The organism is Prauserella flavalba, assembly GCF_003202235.1.
Taxonomy (GTDB): domain Bacteria; phylum Actinomycetota; class Actinomycetes; order Mycobacteriales; family Pseudonocardiaceae; genus Prauserella_A; species Prauserella_A flavalba.
Genome location: NZ_MASU01000012.1, coordinates 1 through 20,972, shown reverse-complemented (window position 1 = coordinate 20,972; position 20,972 = coordinate 1). Strand labels below are relative to the sequence as shown.

At 66.8% G+C, this 20,972-nt stretch carries 21 protein-coding genes; all 21 read left to right on the top strand.

Annotation, left to right across the window (positions count from 1 at the left end; all coding sequences use genetic code 11):
* The first annotated feature begins 34 nt into the window (after positions 1 to 34).
* A complete protein-coding gene (locus BA062_RS25630; RefSeq protein WP_110341536.1) occupies positions 35 to 934 on the top strand; it encodes an SMP-30/gluconolactonase/LRE family protein in 900 nt (299 codons plus the stop codon).
* Positions 935 to 1,599: 665 nt separating this feature from the next.
* Positions 1,600 to 2,904, top strand: a complete 1,305-nt coding sequence (locus tag BA062_RS25625) for an aromatic ring-hydroxylating oxygenase subunit alpha (protein WP_210406993.1) — start codon at positions 1,600 to 1,602, stop codon at positions 2,902 to 2,904.
* On the top strand, positions 2,901 to 3,452 hold the full coding sequence (locus BA062_RS25620) for a 3-phenylpropionate/cinnamic acid dioxygenase subunit beta (RefSeq protein WP_110341082.1): 552 nt from the start codon (positions 2,901 to 2,903) through the stop codon (positions 3,450 to 3,452). Before BA062_RS25625 ends, BA062_RS25620 begins: the two co-directional genes overlap by 4 nt.
* A 70-nt stretch (positions 3,453 to 3,522) precedes the next feature.
* The gene (gene hsaD / locus BA062_RS25615) at positions 3,523 to 4,659 is read left to right on the top strand and encodes a 4,5:9,10-diseco-3-hydroxy-5,9,17-trioxoandrosta-1(10),2-diene-4-oate hydrolase (RefSeq protein WP_245960002.1); all 1,137 of its coding nucleotides are present in this window, start codon (positions 3,523 to 3,525) and stop codon (positions 4,657 to 4,659) included.
* Positions 4,660 to 4,666: 7 nt separating this feature from the next.
* Complete coding sequence (locus tag BA062_RS25610; RefSeq protein WP_146240070.1) at positions 4,667 to 5,536, top strand: VOC family protein; 870 nt, start codon at positions 4,667 to 4,669, stop codon at positions 5,534 to 5,536.
* A gap of 96 nt (positions 5,537 to 5,632) precedes the next feature.
* Positions 5,633 to 6,004, top strand: a complete 372-nt coding sequence (locus tag BA062_RS25605; protein WP_110341076.1) for a bifunctional 3-phenylpropionate/cinnamic acid dioxygenase ferredoxin subunit — start codon at positions 5,633 to 5,635, stop codon at positions 6,002 to 6,004.
* Entirely contained in the window at positions 6,001 to 7,263 is a 1,263-nt protein-coding gene (locus tag BA062_RS25600; RefSeq protein WP_110341074.1) for an NAD(P)/FAD-dependent oxidoreductase, read from the top strand. Before BA062_RS25605 ends, BA062_RS25600 begins: the two co-directional genes overlap by 4 nt.
* 45 nt (positions 7,264 to 7,308) lie before the next feature.
* Positions 7,309 to 8,121, top strand: coding sequence for a 3-(cis-5,6-dihydroxycyclohexa-1,3-dien-1-yl)propanoate dehydrogenase (gene hcaB, locus BA062_RS25595; RefSeq protein WP_110341072.1), 813 nt, complete (start codon positions 7,309 to 7,311; stop codon positions 8,119 to 8,121).
* A 41-nt stretch (positions 8,122 to 8,162) separates the two neighbouring features.
* On the top strand, positions 8,163 to 8,585 hold the full coding sequence (locus BA062_RS25590) for a hypothetical protein (protein WP_110341070.1): 423 nt from the start codon (positions 8,163 to 8,165) through the stop codon (positions 8,583 to 8,585).
* Positions 8,586 to 8,620: 35 nt separating this feature from the next.
* A complete protein-coding gene (locus BA062_RS25585) occupies positions 8,621 to 9,337 on the top strand; it encodes a sigma-70 family RNA polymerase sigma factor (RefSeq protein ID WP_110341068.1) in 717 nt (238 codons plus the stop codon).
* A gap of 4 nt (positions 9,338 to 9,341) precedes the next feature.
* A complete protein-coding gene (locus BA062_RS25580) occupies positions 9,342 to 9,791 on the top strand; it encodes a hypothetical protein (protein ID WP_146240069.1) in 450 nt (149 codons plus the stop codon).
* A 70-nt stretch (positions 9,792 to 9,861) separates the two neighbouring features.
* On the top strand, positions 9,862 to 10,635 hold the full coding sequence (locus tag BA062_RS25575) for an MlaE family ABC transporter permease (protein ID WP_245960001.1): 774 nt from the start codon (positions 9,862 to 9,864) through the stop codon (positions 10,633 to 10,635).
* Positions 10,636 to 10,654: 19 nt separating this feature from the next.
* The gene (locus BA062_RS25570) at positions 10,655 to 11,527 is read left to right on the top strand and encodes an ABC transporter permease (RefSeq protein WP_110341064.1); all 873 of its coding nucleotides are present in this window, start codon (positions 10,655 to 10,657) and stop codon (positions 11,525 to 11,527) included.
* A 202-nt stretch (positions 11,528 to 11,729) separates the two neighbouring features.
* Positions 11,730 to 12,581 carry an ABC transporter ATP-binding protein gene (locus tag BA062_RS25565; protein ID WP_110341532.1) on the top strand — a complete coding sequence of 284 codons (852 nt, stop codon included), beginning with the start codon at positions 11,730 to 11,732 and terminating at the stop codon, positions 12,579 to 12,581.
* A gap of 4 nt (positions 12,582 to 12,585) precedes the next feature.
* On the top strand, positions 12,586 to 13,815 hold the full coding sequence (locus BA062_RS25560; RefSeq protein WP_110341062.1) for an MlaD family protein: 1,230 nt from the start codon (positions 12,586 to 12,588) through the stop codon (positions 13,813 to 13,815).
* Positions 13,812 to 15,218, top strand: a complete 1,407-nt coding sequence (locus BA062_RS25555; protein ID WP_110341060.1) for an MlaD family protein — start codon at positions 13,812 to 13,814, stop codon at positions 15,216 to 15,218. Before BA062_RS25560 ends, BA062_RS25555 begins: the two co-directional genes overlap by 4 nt.
* On the top strand, positions 15,218 to 16,501 hold the full coding sequence (locus tag BA062_RS25550; RefSeq protein WP_110341058.1) for an MlaD family protein: 1,284 nt from the start codon (positions 15,218 to 15,220) through the stop codon (positions 16,499 to 16,501). The genes BA062_RS25555 and BA062_RS25550 overlap by 1 nt, the downstream gene beginning before the upstream one ends.
* A gap of 75 nt (positions 16,502 to 16,576) precedes the next feature.
* Positions 16,577 to 17,842, top strand: coding sequence for an MlaD family protein (locus tag BA062_RS25545; RefSeq protein WP_245960000.1), 1,266 nt, complete (start codon positions 16,577 to 16,579; stop codon positions 17,840 to 17,842).
* Positions 17,839 to 19,104 (top strand): MlaD family protein, encoded by a 1,266-nt coding sequence (locus tag BA062_RS25540; protein WP_110341054.1) that lies wholly within the window; start codon positions 17,839 to 17,841, stop codon positions 19,102 to 19,104. The genes BA062_RS25545 and BA062_RS25540 overlap by 4 nt, the downstream gene beginning before the upstream one ends.
* Positions 19,105 to 19,109: 5 nt before the next feature.
* Complete coding sequence (locus BA062_RS25535; RefSeq protein WP_110341052.1) at positions 19,110 to 19,562, top strand: MlaD family protein; 453 nt, start codon at positions 19,110 to 19,112, stop codon at positions 19,560 to 19,562.
* Between the two features lie 139 nt (positions 19,563 to 19,701).
* Positions 19,702 to 20,972 (top strand): IS701 family transposase (locus BA062_RS25530; protein ID WP_245960024.1); only part of this gene is annotated, 1,271 nt, incomplete at its 3' end.

The following is a 20,972-nucleotide window of genomic DNA, read 5'->3' as shown; positions in this document are numbered from 1 at the left end:
GTCGTCCGAACGAGCGCGGAAGGGCGTGACCGAGATGACGCAACGGACTCTCAGCACCGTGGTGGAGGGCTACTCCTACCTGGAAGGGCCGCGATGGCACGACGGGAAGCTGTGGGTGTCGGACTTCTATACCCACAAGGTGTTCACGGTGACACCGGACGGGACGACCGAGGACGTCGCCACCGTGCCACAGCAGCCGTCGGGGCTCGGCTGGCTACCGGACGGCCGGCTGCTCATCGTGTCCATGAAGGACCGCAAGCTGTTGCGGCGTGAGCATTCCGGGGAGCTGGTCGAGCACGCCGACCTCTCGCACCTGGTCACCGGGCACATCAACGACATGGTGGTGGACGCGCAGGGGCGGGCCTACGTTGGCAACTTCGGCTTCGACCTGATGGGCGGCGCGGCGTTCAAGGCGGCCACCCTGGTCAAGGTGGACCCGGACGGCGCCGCGTCGGTGGTCGCCGACGGCCTGAAGTTCCCGAACGGCTCGGTCATCACCCCGGACGGCGGCACGCTGATCGTGGACGAGACCTTCGGCAACCGCGTGTCGGCGTTCGACATCCGCCCAGACGGCACGCTCGGCCCGCGCCGCGACTGGGCCGACTTCGGGCCACTACCCGACACCGACGTCGTCGCCGACCTCGTCGGGGCCTCCGCGATCGGCCCCGACGGCAACTCGCTCGACGCCGAGGGCGCACTCTGGGTCGCCGACGCCATCCATCACCGGGTGGTGCGGGTGGCCGAGGGCGGTGCCGTGCTCGAAGAGATCAGCACCGGGGAGGACGGCGTGTTCGCCTGTGCGCTCGGCGGGGCGGACGGCCGCACGCTCTTCCTGTGCGTGGCACCGAATTTCGATGAGACCGAACGCAAGTCGAGCCGGCTCGGCCGGCTGCTGTCGACCAGGGTCGACGTCCCGCACGCCGGGCTGCCGTAACTCCGCGCCGCGATCCGAACCGGGACGGGCGCGGCGGCCGGCGCCGTCCGAGCCCCGCCGCGTGCCGTGATCACGAGGGTGAGGCCGCTGCGGGCGGGGACCGTCAACACGTCGGTCCCCGCCCGCAGTTCGTTTTCCGCGCCACGACCGTCGAGCGGGTGGACCTGGCTCGGTCCGAGGTGCGGGCCTGGGCGGAACTTCGCACGCCACACCACTCGGTAGCCGGGCGCGGCGCCACGGTGCCCACCATGGTCGCGCCGCTGCCGATCGCGGTCCGTCGCCGTCGGTTACCCTGTGTGGCTGCCGTCCGTCGAACGTCCTCTTCGCCGGGACCGTCGTCGAGCCCTTCCGGCACCGTGTGCCCCGGTGATGTCGTGCGGGGTTGCCGTGCACGTCACGACCTGTGATGGGTCCACTGCGGCCGGACAGTGGTGAAAGATTCAACGAACCTCCGGTCGTCTCCGCGTGGGTTTCCGTACTATTCACGGATGCCCGGAGTTGTGTCCGAGTCCACACTGGCTGAACCAACGCGACGGCAAGGCGCGGGAAGCAGCTGACAGGGCTCCCTCGTCCGGCCGTTCCGTCGCTGGCAACGAGGCGAACGGCGTGAGGCCAAGGGCACGGCTCGAAGGAGGCCTAAATTGGTAGTGGATATCCGAGGTTTGGTGGATGCCAAACAGGGAACGGTGGATCCGCGAATCTATCACGACGAAGAGATTTATCAGCAGGAGCTGAAGAATGTCTTCGCGCGGTGCTGGCTATTCCTCGCACACGACAGCCAGATTCCGAATCCCGGCGACTATGTGACCACGTACATGGGTGAGGACCCGGTGCTGGTGGTGCGTAAGCGGGACGGTTCGGTCGGGGTCTTCATGAATCAGTGCCGGCACCGCGGTATGCGGCTGTGCCGGGCGGATGCGGGTTCTGCCAAGAGCTTTTCCTGCAGCTACCACGGGTGGACCTACGACCTCAGCGGCAATCTCGTCGGCGTTCCGAGCGAGGACGACGCCTACCGCAACGAAATCAACAAAGCCGAATGGGGCGCCGTCAAGGTGCCCCAGGTGGACAATTACCGGGGGTTCATCTTTGGCACCTGGGACCCCAGCGCGCCGCCGTTGCTCGATTACATCGGCGATTTCCGTTTTTACTTTGACGCATTCGCCGACCGGACCGAGGCCGGTACCGAACTCATCGGCGGTGCGCACCGGTGGGTGTTCCCGGCGAACTGGAAGTTCGCGGCGGAGCAGTTCTGCAGCGACATGTACCACGCGCCGATCAGTCACGCCTCCGCGGTGCTCGCACTGACCCCGGACGACCAGGACGTCGACGAAGAAGTCTTCCCGATGGACGGCACGAAGGGCCGTCAGTTCAGCTCAGAACTGGGGCACGGTACCGGATTCTTCGTGGAGTCCGGCGATGTGCTGGCGAACATCGTCGGGCAGAAGCCGGCGGACTGGTTCCAGGGCGGTAACCCGGAGGCGATCGGGCGGCTCGGCGACGCGCGGGCCGAGCGCATGCGTGGCGCGCACGCGACCCTGTTCCCGAACTTCTCCTTCCTGCCGGGAATCAACACGCTGCGGATCTGGCACCCCAAGGGCCCGAACGAGATGGAGGTCTGGGCCTGGACGCTGGTGGACAAGAACGCTCCGGCCGACGTGCGCGAGGCACAGCGCATCGGTACCGGTCGCACGTTCAGCGTGGCCGGGCTCTTCGAGCAGGACGACGGCGAGAACTGGAGCGAGATCCAGCGCGTGCTGCGTGGTCACATCGCCAGGCGGAGCAGCTTCAACGTGCAGATGGGTCTCGGCCACGAATGGGATGACGACCCCGACTTCCCGGGAAAGGTGAACCGGGTCTACTGCGAAATGGCCGCTCGCGGTTTCTACAAGCGGTGGGCCGATATGGCCAGCGGCATGTCCTGGGACGAACTGATGGCATCGGTGCGAAAAGCCGTGGAGGTTTCCGGATGACTGCGCAACTCGAGAGTTCCCCCGTAACGTCGGTCGACGTCGAACTGCAGCACCAGATCGAACAGTTCCTCTACCTGGAGGCACGGTTCCTCGACGAGCGGCGGTTCGAGGAATGGCTCGACCTGTTCAGCGACGACGTGCATTACTGGATGCCGACCAGGACGGTTCGCTACGAGCGCGAACTCGACAAGGAATTCTCGGCATCGAACGAGGTCGCGCATTTCGACGAGAACAAGCGGGCACTGGAGGAGCGGGTCACCAGGATCCGGTCGGGTATGGCCTGGGCGGAGGAGCCCCCTTCGCGAACCAGGCACATGGTGCACAACGTGATCATCGAACTCGGGGATTCCCCCTCCGAGCTCCTTGTGCGCAGCAACATTCTGCTCTATCGGGGCCGTCTCGACCGCGACGTCGACTTCTTCGTCGGATTCCGGGAGGACGTGCTGCGGCAAAGCGAGGACGCGGACTACGGCTGGTTGATCGCGCGCCGCTCGATCTTCCTCGACCAGACCCTGATTCTCGCCAAGAACATGAGCATCTTCCTCTAACACCGAGTTGGCCGGTTCCGTCACCGAGTTGGCTAGTTCTGTCACCGAGTTGGCCGGTTCTGTTGGCGAGTTGGCCGGTTCCGTGCGCGAATTCGCCAGTGCCGGACCGGGATCGTTCACCGGTGCCGGTCGGAACCGGCCGACTCGCCCCTGGAAACCCGAATTCGCCGCCGGTAACGGCCAACTCGGTTCCAGTAACGCAAATTCGCTGCCGGAATCGGCCAAATGGACGCCGCGCAAGGCCAACTCGCCGCCGGTAACGGCCAACTCGACGCCGGGAAACCACTACCTCGGATGCACTACGGAGGCATTCAGTATGACGCGCACGAGCGGTAACCTCACCGCCGACGAAACCTCGCGTTTCGCCGACCTCGAGGACCTTCGCATTCACTATCACGACACGGGTGCGCGTACGGCCGCGGCCGCGGCGCGACCACCGCTCGTGCTGTTGCACGGTGGTGGCCCCGGCGCCTCGGGCTGGAGCAACTTCTCGCAGAACGTGGCCGGGCTCGCCCAGTACTTCCGGGTACTCGTCGTCGACCAACCCGGCTACGGCAAATCCGACAAGCCGGTGGTCAAGGACGGGGTCTGGACTTTCAACGCCAGGGTGCTCGACGCGCTGCTGGAGTCGCTCGACATTCCGCAGGTGCACCTGGTCGGCAACTCGCTCGGCGGCGGCACCTCGCTGAAACTAGCGCTGGACTTCCCCGATCGGGTCGACCGGCTGGTGCTGATGGGCCCCGCGGGCGGAGCGCTGAACCTCTTCTCCGCGGACCCCTCGGAAGGGCTCAAGGTCCTCTTCTCGTTCTACGCCCCACCGGGCCCCAGCATCGACCGGATGAAGAACCTCATCGAGGTCATGACCTACGAGTCGAAGACGGTGCCGCCGGAGGTGCTCGAAGACCGGTTTGCGGCCGCGACGACCGCGGAGGCGATGGACTATGCCACCCGCCTCTACCAGGCGTTCGGCCCGGACGGCGACGGGTTGCCGGAGGAACTGTGGCGGGACGTCGACCGGATCCAGCACAAGACCCTGCTGGTGTGGGGTCGCGACGACCGGGTGCTCCCGCTGGACGGCGCCTTCTTCCTGTTGAAGCGCATGCCGGATGCGCGGCTGCACGTGTTCCCGAGGTGCGGGCACTGGGCCCAGCTGGAGCACCGCGACGAGTTCAACCGGCTGACGGTCAACTTCTTGGCTTCTTCGTGAAACGATCTTGGAGGAAAACGTGTCAGTGAATGCGCTAGGTCATCTCTCGATCTCAACGTCCAAAAAGGACGAATGGCTCAAGTTCGCCGGGAATGTGCTCGGCATGCAGATCTGTCAGAGCAACCCCGACGGCGTCACCAGGGTTCGCCTCGACGACCGGAGTTACCGCCTGGAGTTCGAAGAGGGTGCCGATGAGGAACTGACCAGGATCGGCTGGGAAGTACCGGACGCCGCCGGCCTCGAAGACGTCATCGCACGATTGGAAGGGGACGGCCTGACGGTGACCCGGTGCGGCGCCGACGAAGCCGCCGCGCGCGACGTCCAGGGGTTGGCCAAGACGGTCGACGGCTCCGGGTTCACTCTCGAATTCTTCTACGGCCAGCGCAAGTCGGTCGAACCGTTCATCTCCCCTCGATCAGCGAATTTCGTCACCGGCGGCCTCGGCCTCGGGCACGTCGTGCTGATGACCCCGGTCTTCGACGATGCCGTGCGCTTCTACACCGACGTGCTCGGATTCCGGCTCAGTGACACGCTTCGCCTCGGTCCGGCCAGGGTCGCCTTCCTGCGCTGCAACCCGCGTCACCACAGTGTCGCGCTGATCGAGGCCGAGGCCAAGGGAATCCACCATTTCATGGTCGAGGTCACGGATGTGGACATGGTCGGGCGCGCACACGACGCCTGCCGCGACGGCGGTGCCGGAATCATGATGGACCTCGGTCGCCATTCGAACGACGAGATGTTCTCGTTCTACGCCAGGACACCTTCGGGTTTCGGGTTGGAATACGGCCACGGTGGCGTGCTCGTCGACGATTCGACCTGGACGGTGACCGAGATCGCCGGACCCAGCCTCTGGGGCCACCGCGGCTCCATGGTCTGACCGCGGGAAAAGCACCCGCGCATTACGACGTTCCTCCCGGCAGCGATGCGGCGCTCATCCGCTCGATGACAGCTGCGCTACGTGAAAGGTGTGCTCATGAGCTCGTCCGTCCCCTCCGGTTCGGAAACCCTTGTGGTGTGCAAGGTGGAAGAGCTGCCTCCTGGGCAAGTACGGAAGATCGACGCGGAGCGTCCGATCGCGGTGTTCAATGTGGACGGGGTTTTCTACGCGATCGACGACACATGCTCGCACGCGGACGCTTCGCTGAGTGAAGGTGATCTCGACGGGCACCTGGTCGAGTGTCCGTGGCATATCTCCCGCTTCGATCTCCGCACCGGCAGGCCCTGCTCGCTGCCGGCCAGCAAGCCGGTGCGCACGCACGCCGTGGAGATCCGGGACGACACCGTGGTCGTCCTGGTGGGAACCACGCCGGAGTGGGCGGACGGCGGGGCGAGGAACGCGTCATGACCGCATCGTTCGACTCGGTCGCCGTCATCGGCGCCGGCCTGGCCGGGGCGAGCGCGGCGGTTGCCCTTCGCGAGCGAGGGTTCTCCGGGCGGATTCGGTTGATCGGCGCGGAATCGCACCTGCCGTACGAGCGCCCGCCGCTGTCCAAGGAGTTCCTCGGCGGTGACCTGCCTGCGGAGCGGCTGGCGGTTCATCCCGCCGATGCGTACGCGGAGTGGGAAATCGAACTGGTGCTCGGGCGGCCGGCGACCCGGCTCCGCCCGGCCGAGCGCGCGGTCGAGCTGGCCGGTGGTACGCGGATCGGCGCGGACCGCGTGCTGTTGGGTACCGGCGTGCGCCCCCGCTCGGCCGGGGTGCCAGGTGAGTGGCTGAGCGGGGTCCACCACCTGCGGGACCTTGAGCACGCGCAGGCCCTGCGGGAAGTGATCGAGCGTGGCGTGCCCTTGGTCGTGGTCGGAGAGGGCTTCATCGGCTCGGAGCTGGCATCGACCCTGGCCGAGCAGGGTGCCGACGTGACCCTGCTGATGGCCGGTGACCTGCCGATGCGGCACGCGCTCGGGGAGGAGGCCGCGCGCTGGTTGCTCGGCCGGCACCGCGAGAACGGGGTACGGGTCCTGGCGCGGTCACCGCTGAAGTCGATCAACGGGTTCGACCGGGTGGAGTCGGTCGAAGTCGGGGACGGGACGGTGCTGCCGGCCGGCGCGGTGGTGATCGGCATCGGTTCGGAGCCGGTGGTCGACCTGGCGGTCGGCGCCGGGCTCGCGGTCGATAACGGTGTGGTCGTCGACTCGTCGAGCCGCACCTCGATTCCGGAGATCTATGCGGCGGGTGACTTGGCACGGTTCCCCAGCCGGGCCTTCAACCGCAGGCTTCGCGTCGAGCACTGGCAGAACGCGCAGAACCAGGCCGCGAACGCGGTCGAGTCGATGCTCGGTCATGACGAGCCCTACGACGACATTCCCTGGGCGTGGACCGAGCAGCACGGTCGGCGCTGGGAGATCGCCGGGCTGCCGATGCTCGGCACGGACGTGGTTCGCCGGGGGGACCCGGACAGCGCCGAAGGCGCGCTGTGGGTCTTCTCCGAGCAGGGACGCGTGCAGGGCGCGGTGGCGGTGAACCGGCGCCGGGAGCTGCGGGCGGTGCGCCGCGCGTTGGCGCGGGAAGCGCTCGTCGACGTCGACGCCGTGCGGGACGAGTCGGTCGACATCCGGACCGCGATCAGGAGCGCGGACACCGCGGTGCGAGCGGCAGAAGCGTGACAGGTCAGCAGTGTGACAGCTCAGACAAGCGATAAGAGGTCAGACATGGGTTGGTTGCAGGGCAACGTTGCTGTTGTCACCGGCGGTGGTTCCGGCCTCGGCCGGGCCGTGGTGGAGCGATTCCTGGCAGAAGGCGCGCAGGTCGGTGTCCTGGAGCGGTCGGCGGAAAAACTCGCCAAGCTCGAAGCCGATCTCGGCGACGCCGTTGTCGGCGTCCACGGTGATGTGACCAGTTATCAGGACAATGTCCGGGTCGTCGGCGAAACCGTGGCGCGATTCGGCCGGCTCGATACCTTTGTCGCCAACGCGGCGATCTGGGACTTCTCCACCAAGTTGGTCGACATGCCGGAGGACAGCCTGGACAAGCTGTTCGACGAGATGTTCCACATCAATGTCAAGGGCTATCTGCTCGGTGCCAAGGCCGCCGTTCGGGAATTGGCCGCTACCGGCGGATCGATCATTTTGACGGTGTCCAACGCCGGGTTCTATCCCGGTGGCGGCGGCCCGCTGTACACCGCGTCCAAGCACGCGGTGGTCGGGCTGATCAAGGAACTGGCCTTCGAACTGGCACCCAAGATCCGGGTGAACGGGGTCGCACCCGGCGGCATGCTCACCGACCTGAGGGGGCCGGGTGCACTCGGCCTCGGCGAGACCAATATTTCTTCGGTTCCCCTTGCCGATCTGGTCAAGCAGTGCACGGTATTGCAACAGCTGCCGGAAGCCGCCGACTACGCCGGGAATTACGTATTGCTGGCGTCGAAGAGCAATTCGTCTGCGTCGACCGGCGCGATCATCAACTGTGACGGCGGGATGGGTGTTCGCGGCCTCGCCGAGGTCGCCGGCGGAAACGATCTGTAGGACGAGGTAAGTCCCGGCTCTGAAAGGGAAAGGAAAAATCAATGACCAGCAGGCCCACTTTCGGAACTCGTGAGCTCTACGACGCGCTCGCGGAAACGCTCAATGGTGATCCGGTCTGGCGCAAGAAGGCCGGGAAGATGACGTTCGGGATGACCCATGTCTACACCGGAGAACTTCCGCTCGTCGTCCGGATGAACTTCACCGAGGGCGTGATGTCCGATGTCACCGTGTTCGACGATGTCGCGGACGTGCCGAGCAGTGAATTCGTGCTCTCCGGGGACAGCAAGAACTGGGAGCGGATGCTGATGACCGGCGAGCTGAGCGTGAACATCGCGCTGGTCAGCAAGCAGATCTCGGTCAAGGGAAAGATGGGCCCCTTGATGAAGAACATCCCGCAGTTCAACTACATCATCGCCAAGCTCATCGAACTGGAGCCGCGCGTACTCGACGACGAGCGAGCCTGACGCACAGGTCGCGGTGGAAAGCGGGACGGATCTCAATGGTGAGACTCACCAATCTCGGTAACAGTGCGGGCTCCACCGTGGTGGAAAAGTACCAGGAGACCACCGCCGGCGAGTCGGTCGCGGTCGCGGTACTGCGGTCGCGAAACGACGACTGGAAGCTGGTGAAGCAGGCACAAAGCGGCGACGTCGACGCTTTCGGCCGGCTGTACGACAACAATTACCGTTTGGTGTACGCCTATGTCCTGCAGCGCACGAGAAATGCGTCGCTGGCCGAAGACCTGACCAGTGAGACGTTCATGCGTGCTTTCCGCCGGATCGAGTCGGTGGAGTTTCGTGGCCGTGCGGTGCGGGCCTGGATCATCACCATCGCGCGCAACGTGATGATCGATCACCAGCGGTCGGCCTACTCGCGGTACGAGCTGGCCAGCGATGACCTGGAACCGGCGAACGTCCTGGCCGACAGTGCGGAACAGGCGGTGCTGTCGCGGGTGGCCGGCTCGGAGCTGCGCGCGGGCATCGAGCAGCTCACCGGCGCACAGCGGCAGTGCATCGTCCTGCGGTTCTACGAGGACCGCTCGGTGGCGGAAACCGCCGCGATCATGCGGCGCAATGTCGGCTCGATCCGGGCGTTGCAGCACCGGGCGGTCCGCAGGCTGGCGGAGCTTATCGACCAGCCTCGGCCGCCCGCTCGTGACCGGGTGCCGGTGGGTGAGCGGGCCACGAACCACCTCTTCGCGAAAGGGATCAGGTGAGGGTATGCGACTTTCTCAGATTTCTCAGCTTTCCCGGCACAGGTTTTCCGCCGGACGGGATTCGCGCGACCTGGCGGGTTGGCTGGACAAGTTCGATCCGGTGGCCGTGGTGCGCGGCGCATGGCGTGGTTTCGCGGTGTTGCTGATCGGCGGCCTGCTCGCGCCGGCGGCGGCGCGGTACCTGCCGGTGGTGGGTTCGTTCTGGCTGGTGCTCACCGCGGTCGCCGCCTTCGTGGTGGCCGCGTGGAAGCCGGGAATGTCGGCCGATTTTCGTTGGTTCGGGTTGGTTTCCGCGGTGGGTGCGTACCTGCTCATACTGCCCTTGGTGCTGCTGCAGCCCGCCGGCCGTTCGCCGGTGCAGATCGTGTCCACGGTCGCGGTTGCGGCGCTTGTCGGTGCCCTCACGGGTTTCGTCCGCGGCCGCCGATCCGGGGCGGGTGAGTCGGATGAGTAGCGCGGTGCAGTCACCTCCGCCGGCAGCGCACCGGAACTCGTCGAAGGCGACGTCGAAGCAACTGGCCATCGTGGCAAGCCCGTTCCGGCAGGCCGGCGAGATGACCCAGCTCGGTGGCCGGGTTGTGATGATGGCGCTGCGCCGGCCGGTCGGCTACTGGGGTGAGGTGCGAGACCAGATGGTCCAGATCCTCAAGCTCTGCTGGCTGCCGATGATGGTGGCCACCATCGCGTTCGGGTTCGGCGCGCCCGGCCTGCAGGGCGGGAACATCATCAACCTCTTCGGCGTGCCGGAACGGCTCGGCTCGTTCTTCATCATGGCCAGCGTCCGGGAGTTCGCCCCGTGGATCAACGCGATGGTGATCGCCGGCGTGGTCGGCACCGCGATGACCGCGGACCTCGGCGCCAGGCGGATCCGCGAGGAGATCGACGCGATGGAGGTGCTCGGCGTCGACCCGGTGCGCACGCTGATCCTGCCCCGGGTGATCGCGGTGACCATCATGACCGGCCTGATGGACCTGGTCGCCCTGGTCTTCGGCGTGATCGGCGGCTTCATCGCGGCGGTGTTCGTGTTCGACGCGAGTGCCGCGGCGTTCGTGAACAGCTTCTTCGACAACGCCACCACCACCGATATCTGGGGCAGCGTCGTGAAAACGACGGTCTTCGGGTTGATCATCGGTGTGGTGTGCAGCTACAAGGGTTTCCGTGCCGAGGGCGGGCCGAGCGGCGTCGGCCGCGCGGTCAACCAGGCCGTGGTGATCTCGTTCGCCGCGATCTGGGTCTTCAACTGGGTGTTCACCACGATCCTGCTCGGTTTGAACCCCGATATGCACGTCTACAAGTGATCCTGGAAGGCAGGCGCAGATGACTGGCGTTCTCCGCCCGGAGCAAGGGCGGGATTCGAAGGGTAGCGGCGCCCCGAAGCCGAGGGATCTGGTCATCACCCCGGGCGTGATCGGCACGAAGATCCATCAGAGTTTCGCCACCGGCGGCGAGATCGCGCAGTTCTCCGCCAGAACGGTGCGCGGGATTCCCGATGTGCGGCACTACGTCGGTGAAGTGCTTCGCCAGTCCGCCACTCTGATCATTTCGAGTGGCTTGATCATCTGGGCGATGCAGTTCGTCATGGGGTCGGTATGCGCGGTCGAGGCGAGCTACACGTTGAAGCAGATCGGCGCACCGCTGTACTCCGGAATCTTCAACGTATACTGCGGTTTCCGGGAAATGTCTCCGTACATGTGGGGCTACATTCTCGCCGCGAAGGTCGGCTGCGGGTTGGTCGCGGAAATCGGGTCGATGCGCATCACCGATGAGATCGACGCGATGGAGGTGATGGGCGTCAACTCGCGTAGTTACCTGGTCGGCACTCGCATCCTCGCCACCTGGATCGCCATGCCTTTCCTGTACACGATCGGGCTCGGCATGCTGTACATCTCCGAATATCTCGTCACCGTGCTGCAGCTGCGTGTCGTGTCGCCAGGCGGGTACAACTACATTTTCTGGCTGTACCAGAGCCCGGTCGACTTCCTGATGGTGCTCGCGAAAGTGATGGCCATGGGAACGGTGATCATTTTTGTCAGCTGTTATTACGGGTACAACTCGAGAGGCGGTCCGGTCGGCGTCGGTACCAATACCGCGAAGTCGATGATGGTGAACATGGTGATGATCCACGTCGTGAGCACCCTGTTCACGCAATTGTTCTGGGGTCTCGATCCCAACGCCCCGATCGCGAACTAGTGCCGCGGCAAGCAATGGTGGTGCGTTATTCCCGCCGTCCGATCGGGAATGCCGGACACGCGATCACCAAGTGCGGACACGCGGTCGGGCGCGTGTGTGGCGGCAGCGCATAGACGAGGTTCGGAATAGCCAGGCAGGGCAGCGCACCAGCCCCCTTCGGCAATCTTGAGGAAGCAGACCAGAGAGCGGTACGAGCATGAAGATGACCACGAGTTCGGATCAGGAATACGGTGAGCCCACCGCGCAGTTGGCCAGCGTGGGCCGGCTGCCGGTGGACTCTGGCGCCGCATCGAACGGGGCTCCCCACTCGATGCAGGTGCGCGGTGTGCACAAGGCATTCGGTGATTTCCAGGTGCTCCGGGGAATGAACCTGGACTTCGCGGACAACGCCATCACGACGGTCCTTGGTCCATCGGGTACCGGGAAAAGCGTGCTGATCAAGCATCTTGTTGGCCTGCTTGAACCGGACGCGGGCGAGGTGCTGGTCTTCGGCAAGGACATCTGGCGGGTCAGCGAGCAGGAGCGGTACGAGCTGCGCAAGCGGTTCGGGGTGCTGTTCCAGGACGGCGCGCTGTTCGGGTCGATGAACCTGTTCGACAACGTCGCCTTCCCGCTGCGCAAGCACACCAACCTGTCCGAGGCCGAGATCGCCGAGATCGTGATGAGCCGGCTGATCGAGGTGGGTTTGGAGAGATCCCTCACCAAGTCGCCTTCGGAGATTTCCGGTGGTATGCGCAAGCGCGCGGGGTTCGCTCGTGCGCTGGTGATGAACCCGGACATCGTGCTGTTCGACGAACCGGACTCCGGTCTCGACCCGGTGCGCACCAGCCTGCTCTGCGACCTGATCCTGGAGATGCACGCCAGGCACAAGGGCACCTACCTGGTGGTGACGCACGACATCCGCAGCGCGCGCAAGGTCAGCGACTACGTGGGCGTGATCTGGCAGGGCAAGGTCGTGCACTACGGCGAGGCGGAAGAGGCGTTCGCCTCGGAAGACCCGTTCGTCCGCCAGTTTCTCTCCGGCGAGTCGGCCGGACCACTAGGGATGGACTGACCGGATGCGACGTTTGATGGTCATCGCGCTGGCAGCGGTCGCCGTGTTCGGCGTCGGTGCCTGGTCGCTGAGTACGGACGATTATCGCGTCAGCGTGCTGCTGCCGTCGGCGACGAACGTGGTCGAGGGCAGCCCGGTGCTGATGAACGGTTTCGAAGCCGGTGAGGTCGCCTCGATCAGGGTGCAGGACGGGAAGGCGCGGGTCGAGTTGGCGATAGACGCCGACCATTCGCCGCTGCACGACGGCGCCAAGGTGGAGGTGGAGTGGCGGGCGTTGCTCAGCGAGCGCCACATCACGGTCACCGACGGCCCCGCGGGCAATGCGGCGATCCCGGACGGCGGGATGCTCAAGGGCGACATGCCGGCGCCGATGGAGCTGGACCAGGTGCTGGCCGCGCTCGACCCGGAGACCAGGACGCGGTTGGCCTCGCTCGTGCGGCGGTTGGACGGCACGGTCACCGGGCATGAGCAGGATCTGCGGTCGACGCTGAAAACCAGCGGGCCCGCGGTGGCCGCGCTCGGCGACGTGCTGCGTGGTCTCGGCACGGACGGCCCGGCGATCAAGCAGATGGTGGGCAGGGTCAACGCGATGGTGCAGACGCTGACCGCGCGGGACGGCGATCTGCGCACCATCGTCAGCAGCCTGTCCACCCTTTCCGCGGAAACCGCCGGGCAGCGGCAGCGGCTGTCGGACACGCTGGCCGCGCTGCCGGGCACGCTGGACACCGCGAACCGGACGCTGGGCAACGTGCCGGGCGTGGCGGACAAGGTCGTCCCGCTACTGGACGGCCTTCGCCCGGCAACCGAGCGGCTGCCCGGCGTCGCCGGCAACCTCGCTCCGGTACTGCGCGACCTGCGGCCGCTGGTCGGCGAGCTGCGGCCGACGCTGGCCGCGGCGGATGTGTTGCTGGACAACACGCCCGGCCTGCTTGACAGTGCGCACCCGGCGGTGACCGGCCTGAATTCCGCGGTGGGTGCGCTGCTGCCCGCGGTGCAGTTCCTTCGCCCGTACACCCCGGAGCTGGCCGCGCACTTCTCGACCTGGGGCAGCGCGATGGCCAACTACGACCAGAACAGCCATTACGCACGGCTGCACATCTCGGTGAGCCCGGAAACCGTCAACCTGAATCCCGGCGTGATGCTTCCGCCCGATTTCACCTACCGGCCCTACCCCTTCCCGGGTGAAGCCGGGCGGCAGCCATGGACCGACGCCTTCGGGAGTGGAGTGCGATGACAGCGAACACCGCCACAGTGCGGGAGCTCCCTGCAAAGAAACCGATCTTCTCGAAAGCACGCGTCATCGCCGCGGTGATCTTCATCGGCGTGACGGCCATCGCGAGCTGGGGGATACACCAGAGTTCCGAACCGGGCGGCACCCTGGTGGTCGCCGAGTTCGCCGACGCCAGCCCGCTGCTCGTGCGCAACGACGTCAAGGTGGACGGCGTCAAGGTCGGCGAGATCGCGGAGATCAAGGCCAGGGACGGGAAAGCGGCCGTCACGATGGAACTTGACCCGGAGGCGTTGCCGCTGCACGACGACGCCAAGGTGACGATCCGCCCGGTCAGCCTGCTCGGCGAGCGCTACCTGGAGCTCGACCGGGGCACGCCCTCGGCGCCGGTGATGGCGCCAGGCGCCACGATCCCGCTGGAGCGGACCGGCCGCAACACCGATCTGGACGAGGTGCTCAACACCGTCGACGACCCCACCGGGCAGTCGCTGGCCGCGCTGGTCACCATGCTCGGCGAGGGGGCTCGCGGAAACGGCGCCAACATCCAGGCGACGATCAAGGCGCTGGGTCCGGCGATGCGGGACACCGACGGCCTGGTCAGAATCCTCAACGAGCAGAACCAGTTGCTCAACAGCGTCGTCGACAACGTGGCACCGGTCGCCGGTGCGCTCGCCCGAGACGAGGGCAGGACGCTGGACGGACTGGTGGGCTCGGCGCACCAGCTGCTCGGCACGACTTCGGCGCAGCAGCAGGCATTCGAGTCGACGCTGGCGGAACTTCCTTCGACGCTGAACGAAGCGCGGTCGACGCTGGCCGAGGTGGTCGGTACCGCGAATTCGACGACGCCGATGCTCGCGGCGCTGCGCCCGACAACGGACAACCTTGCCGAGATCAGCGAGGAGCTGAAGAGGTTCGCCGACTCGGCCGACCCGGCGCTGGCCTCCGCGGAACCGGTGCTCGCCAAGGCGCAGGGCATGCTCGACCAGGCGCAACCGGTGGCGGCCGAGCTGCGCAAGGCGGGCCCGGACCTGGCGGCGAGCATCCAGTCGGCGGACCCGCTGGTGTCCCAGCTGACCCAGAACATCGCGGGCGTGATGGCGTTCATCAGGAACTGGGCGCTGTGCACCACCGGGCACGACGGGGTGTCGCACTACTTCCGTGGCCGCGTCATCGCGACTCCCTTCACCGTGACCGGCACCGTTCCCGGCCTCAAGGGTGACCTGGGTGTCGGCAAGCTGCTCACCACCGGGGTCCAGCAACCCCAGTCCGAGCAGGCGCAGCCTGGTCCGCTCGGCCCGCTGCCCCCGCTCGGCCTGCTCAGCCAGCAACCGCAGCCGGACGGCGGCGTCACCGGCCTGAGCAAGCAACAAGAATCCGGCGTCCTCGGCTTCCTCCTTGGAGGGTTGTAATGGCAGCGATACGCAGGGCGCGACCGAGTCGCGCGGTGCTCATCGGCATCGGGGTGCTGTCCGTGTTCGTGGCCTCCCTGCTGCTGGCGGTGAACGCGACCTACGGCGTGCCGTGGCAGACGGGCACCCAGCTGAAGGTCGCCTTCAACAACGTCGGTGCCTTGCAGACCGGCGACGACGTCCGGATCGCGAACGTGCGGGTCGGCCACGTCAAGGAGATCGACCTGGTCGACGGCCGGCCGCTTGTCGTGCTCACCTTCGACGACGACCGCAAGATCTACCGCAACGCCACCGCGGTGGTGGACGAGCGTTCCGCGCTGGGGCAGAAGTTCATCGACGTCGACCCTGGTGACGCCAGTGCCGGCCAGCTCGGCCCGAACGACACCCTGCCGGCCGTGAAGACCACGGACGCGAACGAGTTGTCCGATGTGCTCAGGGTGCTCGACGAGCCGACCCGCAAGGGGCTCGGCACCGCCGTCCGGGAACTCGGCGGTGGCGCCGGTGGGCACAGCCAGGACGTCCGCGACGTGCTTGCTGCGGCTCCGCAGATGCTGCCGGACCTCGGCACGGTCGCGCGGGCACTTAGCGCGGACAACGGGGCCGACCTCCGCGCGGTGCTGGCCACCGCGAACAGCCTGGCCAGCCGGTTCGCCGGCCGCCAGCAGCAGCTCGGTGAGCTGCTCGGGCAGCTGGACACCACCATGCGTGCGGTGTCGGTGGACAACGGTAAGCCGCTGTCGGAAGCGTTGCAGCGGGCGCCGGAGACGCTTCGTGATGTCCGTGGCGCGCTGCAGACCCTGCGCGGTCCGCTGGCGCAGACCGCGTCCGCGGCACGGCAGCTCGAACCGGGCGCGGTGTCGTTGGGGCAGGCGACCCCGGATGTCCGGGGCGTGCTGCGCGAGGCGGTCGGCCCGCTGAACAAGGTCCCCGGCGTGGCCGGCAGTGCCGAACCCGCGGTCTCCGACCTCGAACAGACCTTCGCCGAGACGCGGCCACTGGCGCCCGTACTGACCAAGGCGTTCGGCGACCTGCAGGTCCCGCTCGCCGTGCTCAAGCCGTACGCACCGGAGATCGCTTCGTTCTTCAACAACGCTTCGAGCGCGCTCAGCAACGGCGATGCCGCCGGGCACTGGCTGCGCATCTACCTCAACGTCGGCGCCGAGTCGGTGCTCGGCACCCTGCCGATCGCGGACCCGACCGCGTCGCGTGATGCGTATCCGGCACCGGGTCAGGCGGCCAAGGACCGGGAGAACGGCCCCTTCGGTACCCGAGCGGGAAAGTGAGTCGGCATGCGAATGTTCGGTAGGAAAGGCGCCGGCGGCCGGCGGAAAATGGCGCCGGCGAAAATCGGTGTCCTGATGGCGGTGGTGACCGTGGCGATCGGGGTCGCCCTGTTCAACAAGGACCGCATCGCCACCATGCTGAGCCCCGGCGACGTGATGCGCATCAACTTCGCGCAGGACTACAAGCTGCGGGAGAACCTCACCGACGTGAAGGTCGCCGGTGTGCCGGTCGGCCGGGTCAGCTCGGTCGAGGAGAACGGCGACGGCACCGCCATGGTCGAGGTGAAGATCGACGACGGGGTGCGGGGGAAGCTCGGCAAGAGCCCGTCCGCGGCGATCCGCCCGGTGACGCTGCTCGGCGGCAAGTACTACGTCGACCTGGTTCCCGGCGGAGACAAGGGAACTCCGGACGGGGACATCCCGGTCGCGCGCACCACGGTCCCGGTGGAGCTGGACAAGGTGGCCAGGGCGTTGCAGCCGTCGGCGTTGGACGGTGCGCGCTCGACCATCGCGCAGCTGGACAAGACACTCGACAACGGCGGGACGGCCGCCATCGACGAGTTGCTTGCCGACGCCCCGCCCGTGCTGGTGCCGGCCGGCCAGGTGCTGACCGCGGCCCAGGGCACGAATCCGCGCACGGATCTGCCGAACCTGGTGCATAACCTGGAATCCACCGGCCGGGTTCTCACTGAGCAGGACGGCAGGCTCGACTCCATCGTGCGGGATCTCTCGTCCACCAGTTCGGTGCTCGGCAACCGGGCACGAGACATCGCGTCCGCGATCGAGACGCTGCCGGACACGTTGCACAGCGCGAACTCCGGTCTGTCCCGATTGGACACCACGCTCGGCAAGCTGCGGGACACCGCGGATTCGGCGCGGCCGGTCGCCAGGGAGCTGAACAAGACACTGGAACACGCCGATCCGGTACTGGTGAAGGCAAGGCCACTGGTCAGCGACGTCAAGAACCTGCTGGTGGACGCCCGCCCGCTGGTGCAGGACCTGGTGCCGGCCAGCCAGCGGACCACCGACGTGCTGCGCGGGCTGAACGGCCCGGTGCTCGACCGCGTCAACGGTCCGATCAACAAGTTCGTGCTCTCACCGTGGAACGGCACCGGGCCCTACACGGGTTCGGGTTCCGATCGGCCGTTCTACCAGGAAGTCGCCTTCCTCGCGGCGAATCTCGTGCGGGAAGCGGTGGTCTCCGATCGCAACGGACACGTCATCATGGCGCACGCCGGGGTCGGGCCTGGCTCGGTCGGCGGGCTGCCCATCAGCTTCGAGCAACTGGTCTCTCAGCTGATCCAGATGCAGGTGCAGAAGCCGGAAGGTGGTCCCCGATGAGCACGCAGCGCAAGCCCCGCCGCCTGTTCCGGGCGTGGGAGCGGATGAAGAACGAGCCGGGGCTCGGCCGCAATGTCGCGGTCACCGTTGCGCTCTTCGTACTGGCCGGCGTTGCCGGTGGCATCATCCTGACCAACCAGCGGTTCAACTGGCCGTGGGAGGACGAATTCACCTTCTACGTGACCCTGCAGAGCAGCCCGGGGGTGAGCCCGGGCAACGGGCAGGAGGTGCGCATCGCGGGGGTCCAGGTCGGCGACATCAGGTCGGTCGAGGTGGACGACCACGGCGACGCCAAGCTGGGACTGGCGATCGACCCGCAGTACCACGTCTACGACAACGCGAAGGTCGTGCTGCGCCCGAAGAGCCCGGTGAACGAGATGTACATGGAGCTCAACCCCGGCGGCCCGCCCGGCAAGGAGCTCAAGGATGACGACGTGCTCCCGGTGGCCAACTCGGCGCGGCCGATTCAGGTCGACGAGGTGCTCGGGCACCTCGACGTCAACACCCGGGAGGCGTTGACCAGCCTGCTGTCCGAGTCCGATGTGGCGCTCGCCAAGGCGCCGGAACAGCTGCCGGCGGGGGTGGACGCGACCGACCAGGTCGTCAGGAACCTGCGCCCGGTCACGGAAGCGTTGCAGACCAGGAAGGACACGCTGGCCAAGCTGGTCACCTCGCTCCAGCAGATCGCCAGCAGCGTCGGCGGTGACGATGTGCGGCTTTCCGAGCTGGCCACGGCCCTGCAGCGAACGCTGGACACAGTAGGCAGGCGCAATGATTCGCTCGACGCGACCCTGGCCACGCTGCCGGAGGTGACCAGCCAGCTCAAGCAGGCGACCGACGCCGTGCAGGGACTGAGCGACCAGCTCGACCCGACGCTGGACAACCTGCACAAGGCCACCGGCACGCTGCCGGATTCGTTGTCCCGCTTGACGAGCACCGTCGACCGGGTCGGCAGCACGGTGGACGCGGCGGCACCCGTGGTGGCCAAGGCCCGCCCGGTGGTCGCCGACCTGCGCCCGTTCGTCGGGAAGCTGAACGAAGCACTGCCGGCGCTCGGCTCGATCACGAAGAACCTGGATCCGGTGACCGGAAATCTGGTGTCCTATTTGAACGATCTGGGCGCGTTCGTCGTGCAGACCCGTTCGGTCACCAGCCTCACCGACAGCAATGCCGGCGTGCTGCGTGCCCAGGTCGGCATCGCGCCGTCCTCGATTCCGACCGATCTGTTGAACTTCCTGTCCACACCGAAACCGGGTAGGTGAAGCAAATGCGCATAGCTCATGGCGCGCTACCGGCCATCCGCCTGGTGGTGCTCTGCCTGTTCGTCGCGGTGTGCTCGGTCATTTTCGGTTACCTGTGGCTGAACTCGGGCGGCAAGCTCCCGCTGCTGAGCAAGTCCGGCTACCAGGTTTCCTTCATCGCACCGAAAACGGCGAACCTGGTGTACAACGGCGACGTGATGATCGCCGGCGTCCCGGTCGGCGACGTCGAGAAGATCGAGGTGCACGGCGGCGAGGCCGAGGTCACCGTCCAGCTGAACGAGGAGCACCCGCTGCACGAGGGTGTCACCTTCCAACTGCGGAACAAGACCCTCGTCGAAGAGACCTTCGTCGAGATCGTCGACGGTCACGGGGCGGCGATTCCCAGCGGCACCAAGCTTCCTGCCGAGTCGGTGAAACCGGCCGTCAAACTCAACGATGTGCTAATACTCCAGCTGTAGTTCGTGATCTTGCTGGAGGGGCCGGTGAGATGGGCGCGGCCACCACGTGATCATGGTGTTTGTGAAGACAACTCAAGATCATGTGGTGGCCGCGGCTGCCAGCGTAGACCCTGCGGGGTGGCAGTCGCTGCTGGGTGAGATGTTCGTGCGGATGGGGCACCGGTTCGCGCGGGTGGAGTCGCGTCGCCGCGCGGGGCGGTTCGTGCAGGGGCTGCTGGCCGGGCTGGTTCGGGTGAACTGCTGGACCATCGCCGAGGCTGTCGGGGACAAGACCCCGCATGGGATGCAGAACCTGCTCTCGCGCGCGAGCTGGGACGCGGACGGGGTTCGTGACGACCTGCGCGAGGTCGTGGTCGAGCAGCTGGGTGATCAGGATGCGATGCTGGTCATCGACGAGACCGGCGACCTGAAGAAGGGCACCGAGTCGGTCGGAGTCCAGCGGCAGTACACGGGCACGGCGGGCCGGATCGAGAACTCACAGATGTCGGTGTTCCTGACGTATTCCACCCCGGCCGGGCATACGTTCATCGACCGCGAGCTCTATTTGCCTGAAAGCTGGGCCGAGGACCCCCGGCGCCGGGACCGGGCCGGAGTGCCCGCCGCGACCCGCTTCACCACGAAATCCCGGCTCGCGTTGGCCATGATCACCCGGGCGTTGGACGCGGGCGTGCGGGTGGGGTGGGTGACCGGGGACGAGGCCTACGGCAAAGACGCTGCCGGCCTGCGCGATCCGCTCGAACAACGCGGACAGGCCTATGTGCTGGCCGTGGCCTGCGACCATCGCATTCCCGGGCCCGGCAGGCAGAGCGTGCGAGCTGATGAGCGGGCGGCCGCGCTACCGAAACGGGCCTGGCAGAAGCTCTCCGCCGGAGCGGGCGCGAAAGGCCGGCGCTACTACCTGTGGGCCCGCATCCGGCTGCACCCCGCGGGCACCACCGGTTATCACTGGATCCTGATGCGCCGCAACCGGCGCACCGGGGAGACTGCGTTCTACCGCTGTTACAGCCCCCGCCGGGTCTCACTGGCCAAGCTGGCCCGCGTTGCCGGGCGTCGCTGGACGATCGAGGAAACGTTCCAGACCGGCAAAGAACTCACCGGCCTGGACGAGCACCAGGTCCGCACCTGGACCTCCTGGTATCGCTGGACCACGCTGGTCATGCTGGCCCACGCCTTCCTCGCCATCGCCGCCGCCCATGCCCGCCACACACCACCGCACGAGGGCCTGATCCCGTTGACACGCAACGAGATCAGGCACCTCTACGCCCAGCTCATCCTCAAGCCGGCCCGCCGCGTCGCCGACATCCTGGCCTGGTCCACCTGGCGCCGACGACACCAACATCACGCCCGGCAAAGCCACTACCAGCGACGACACGAAAACCCAGCACCCGATCACGAACTACAGCTGGAGTA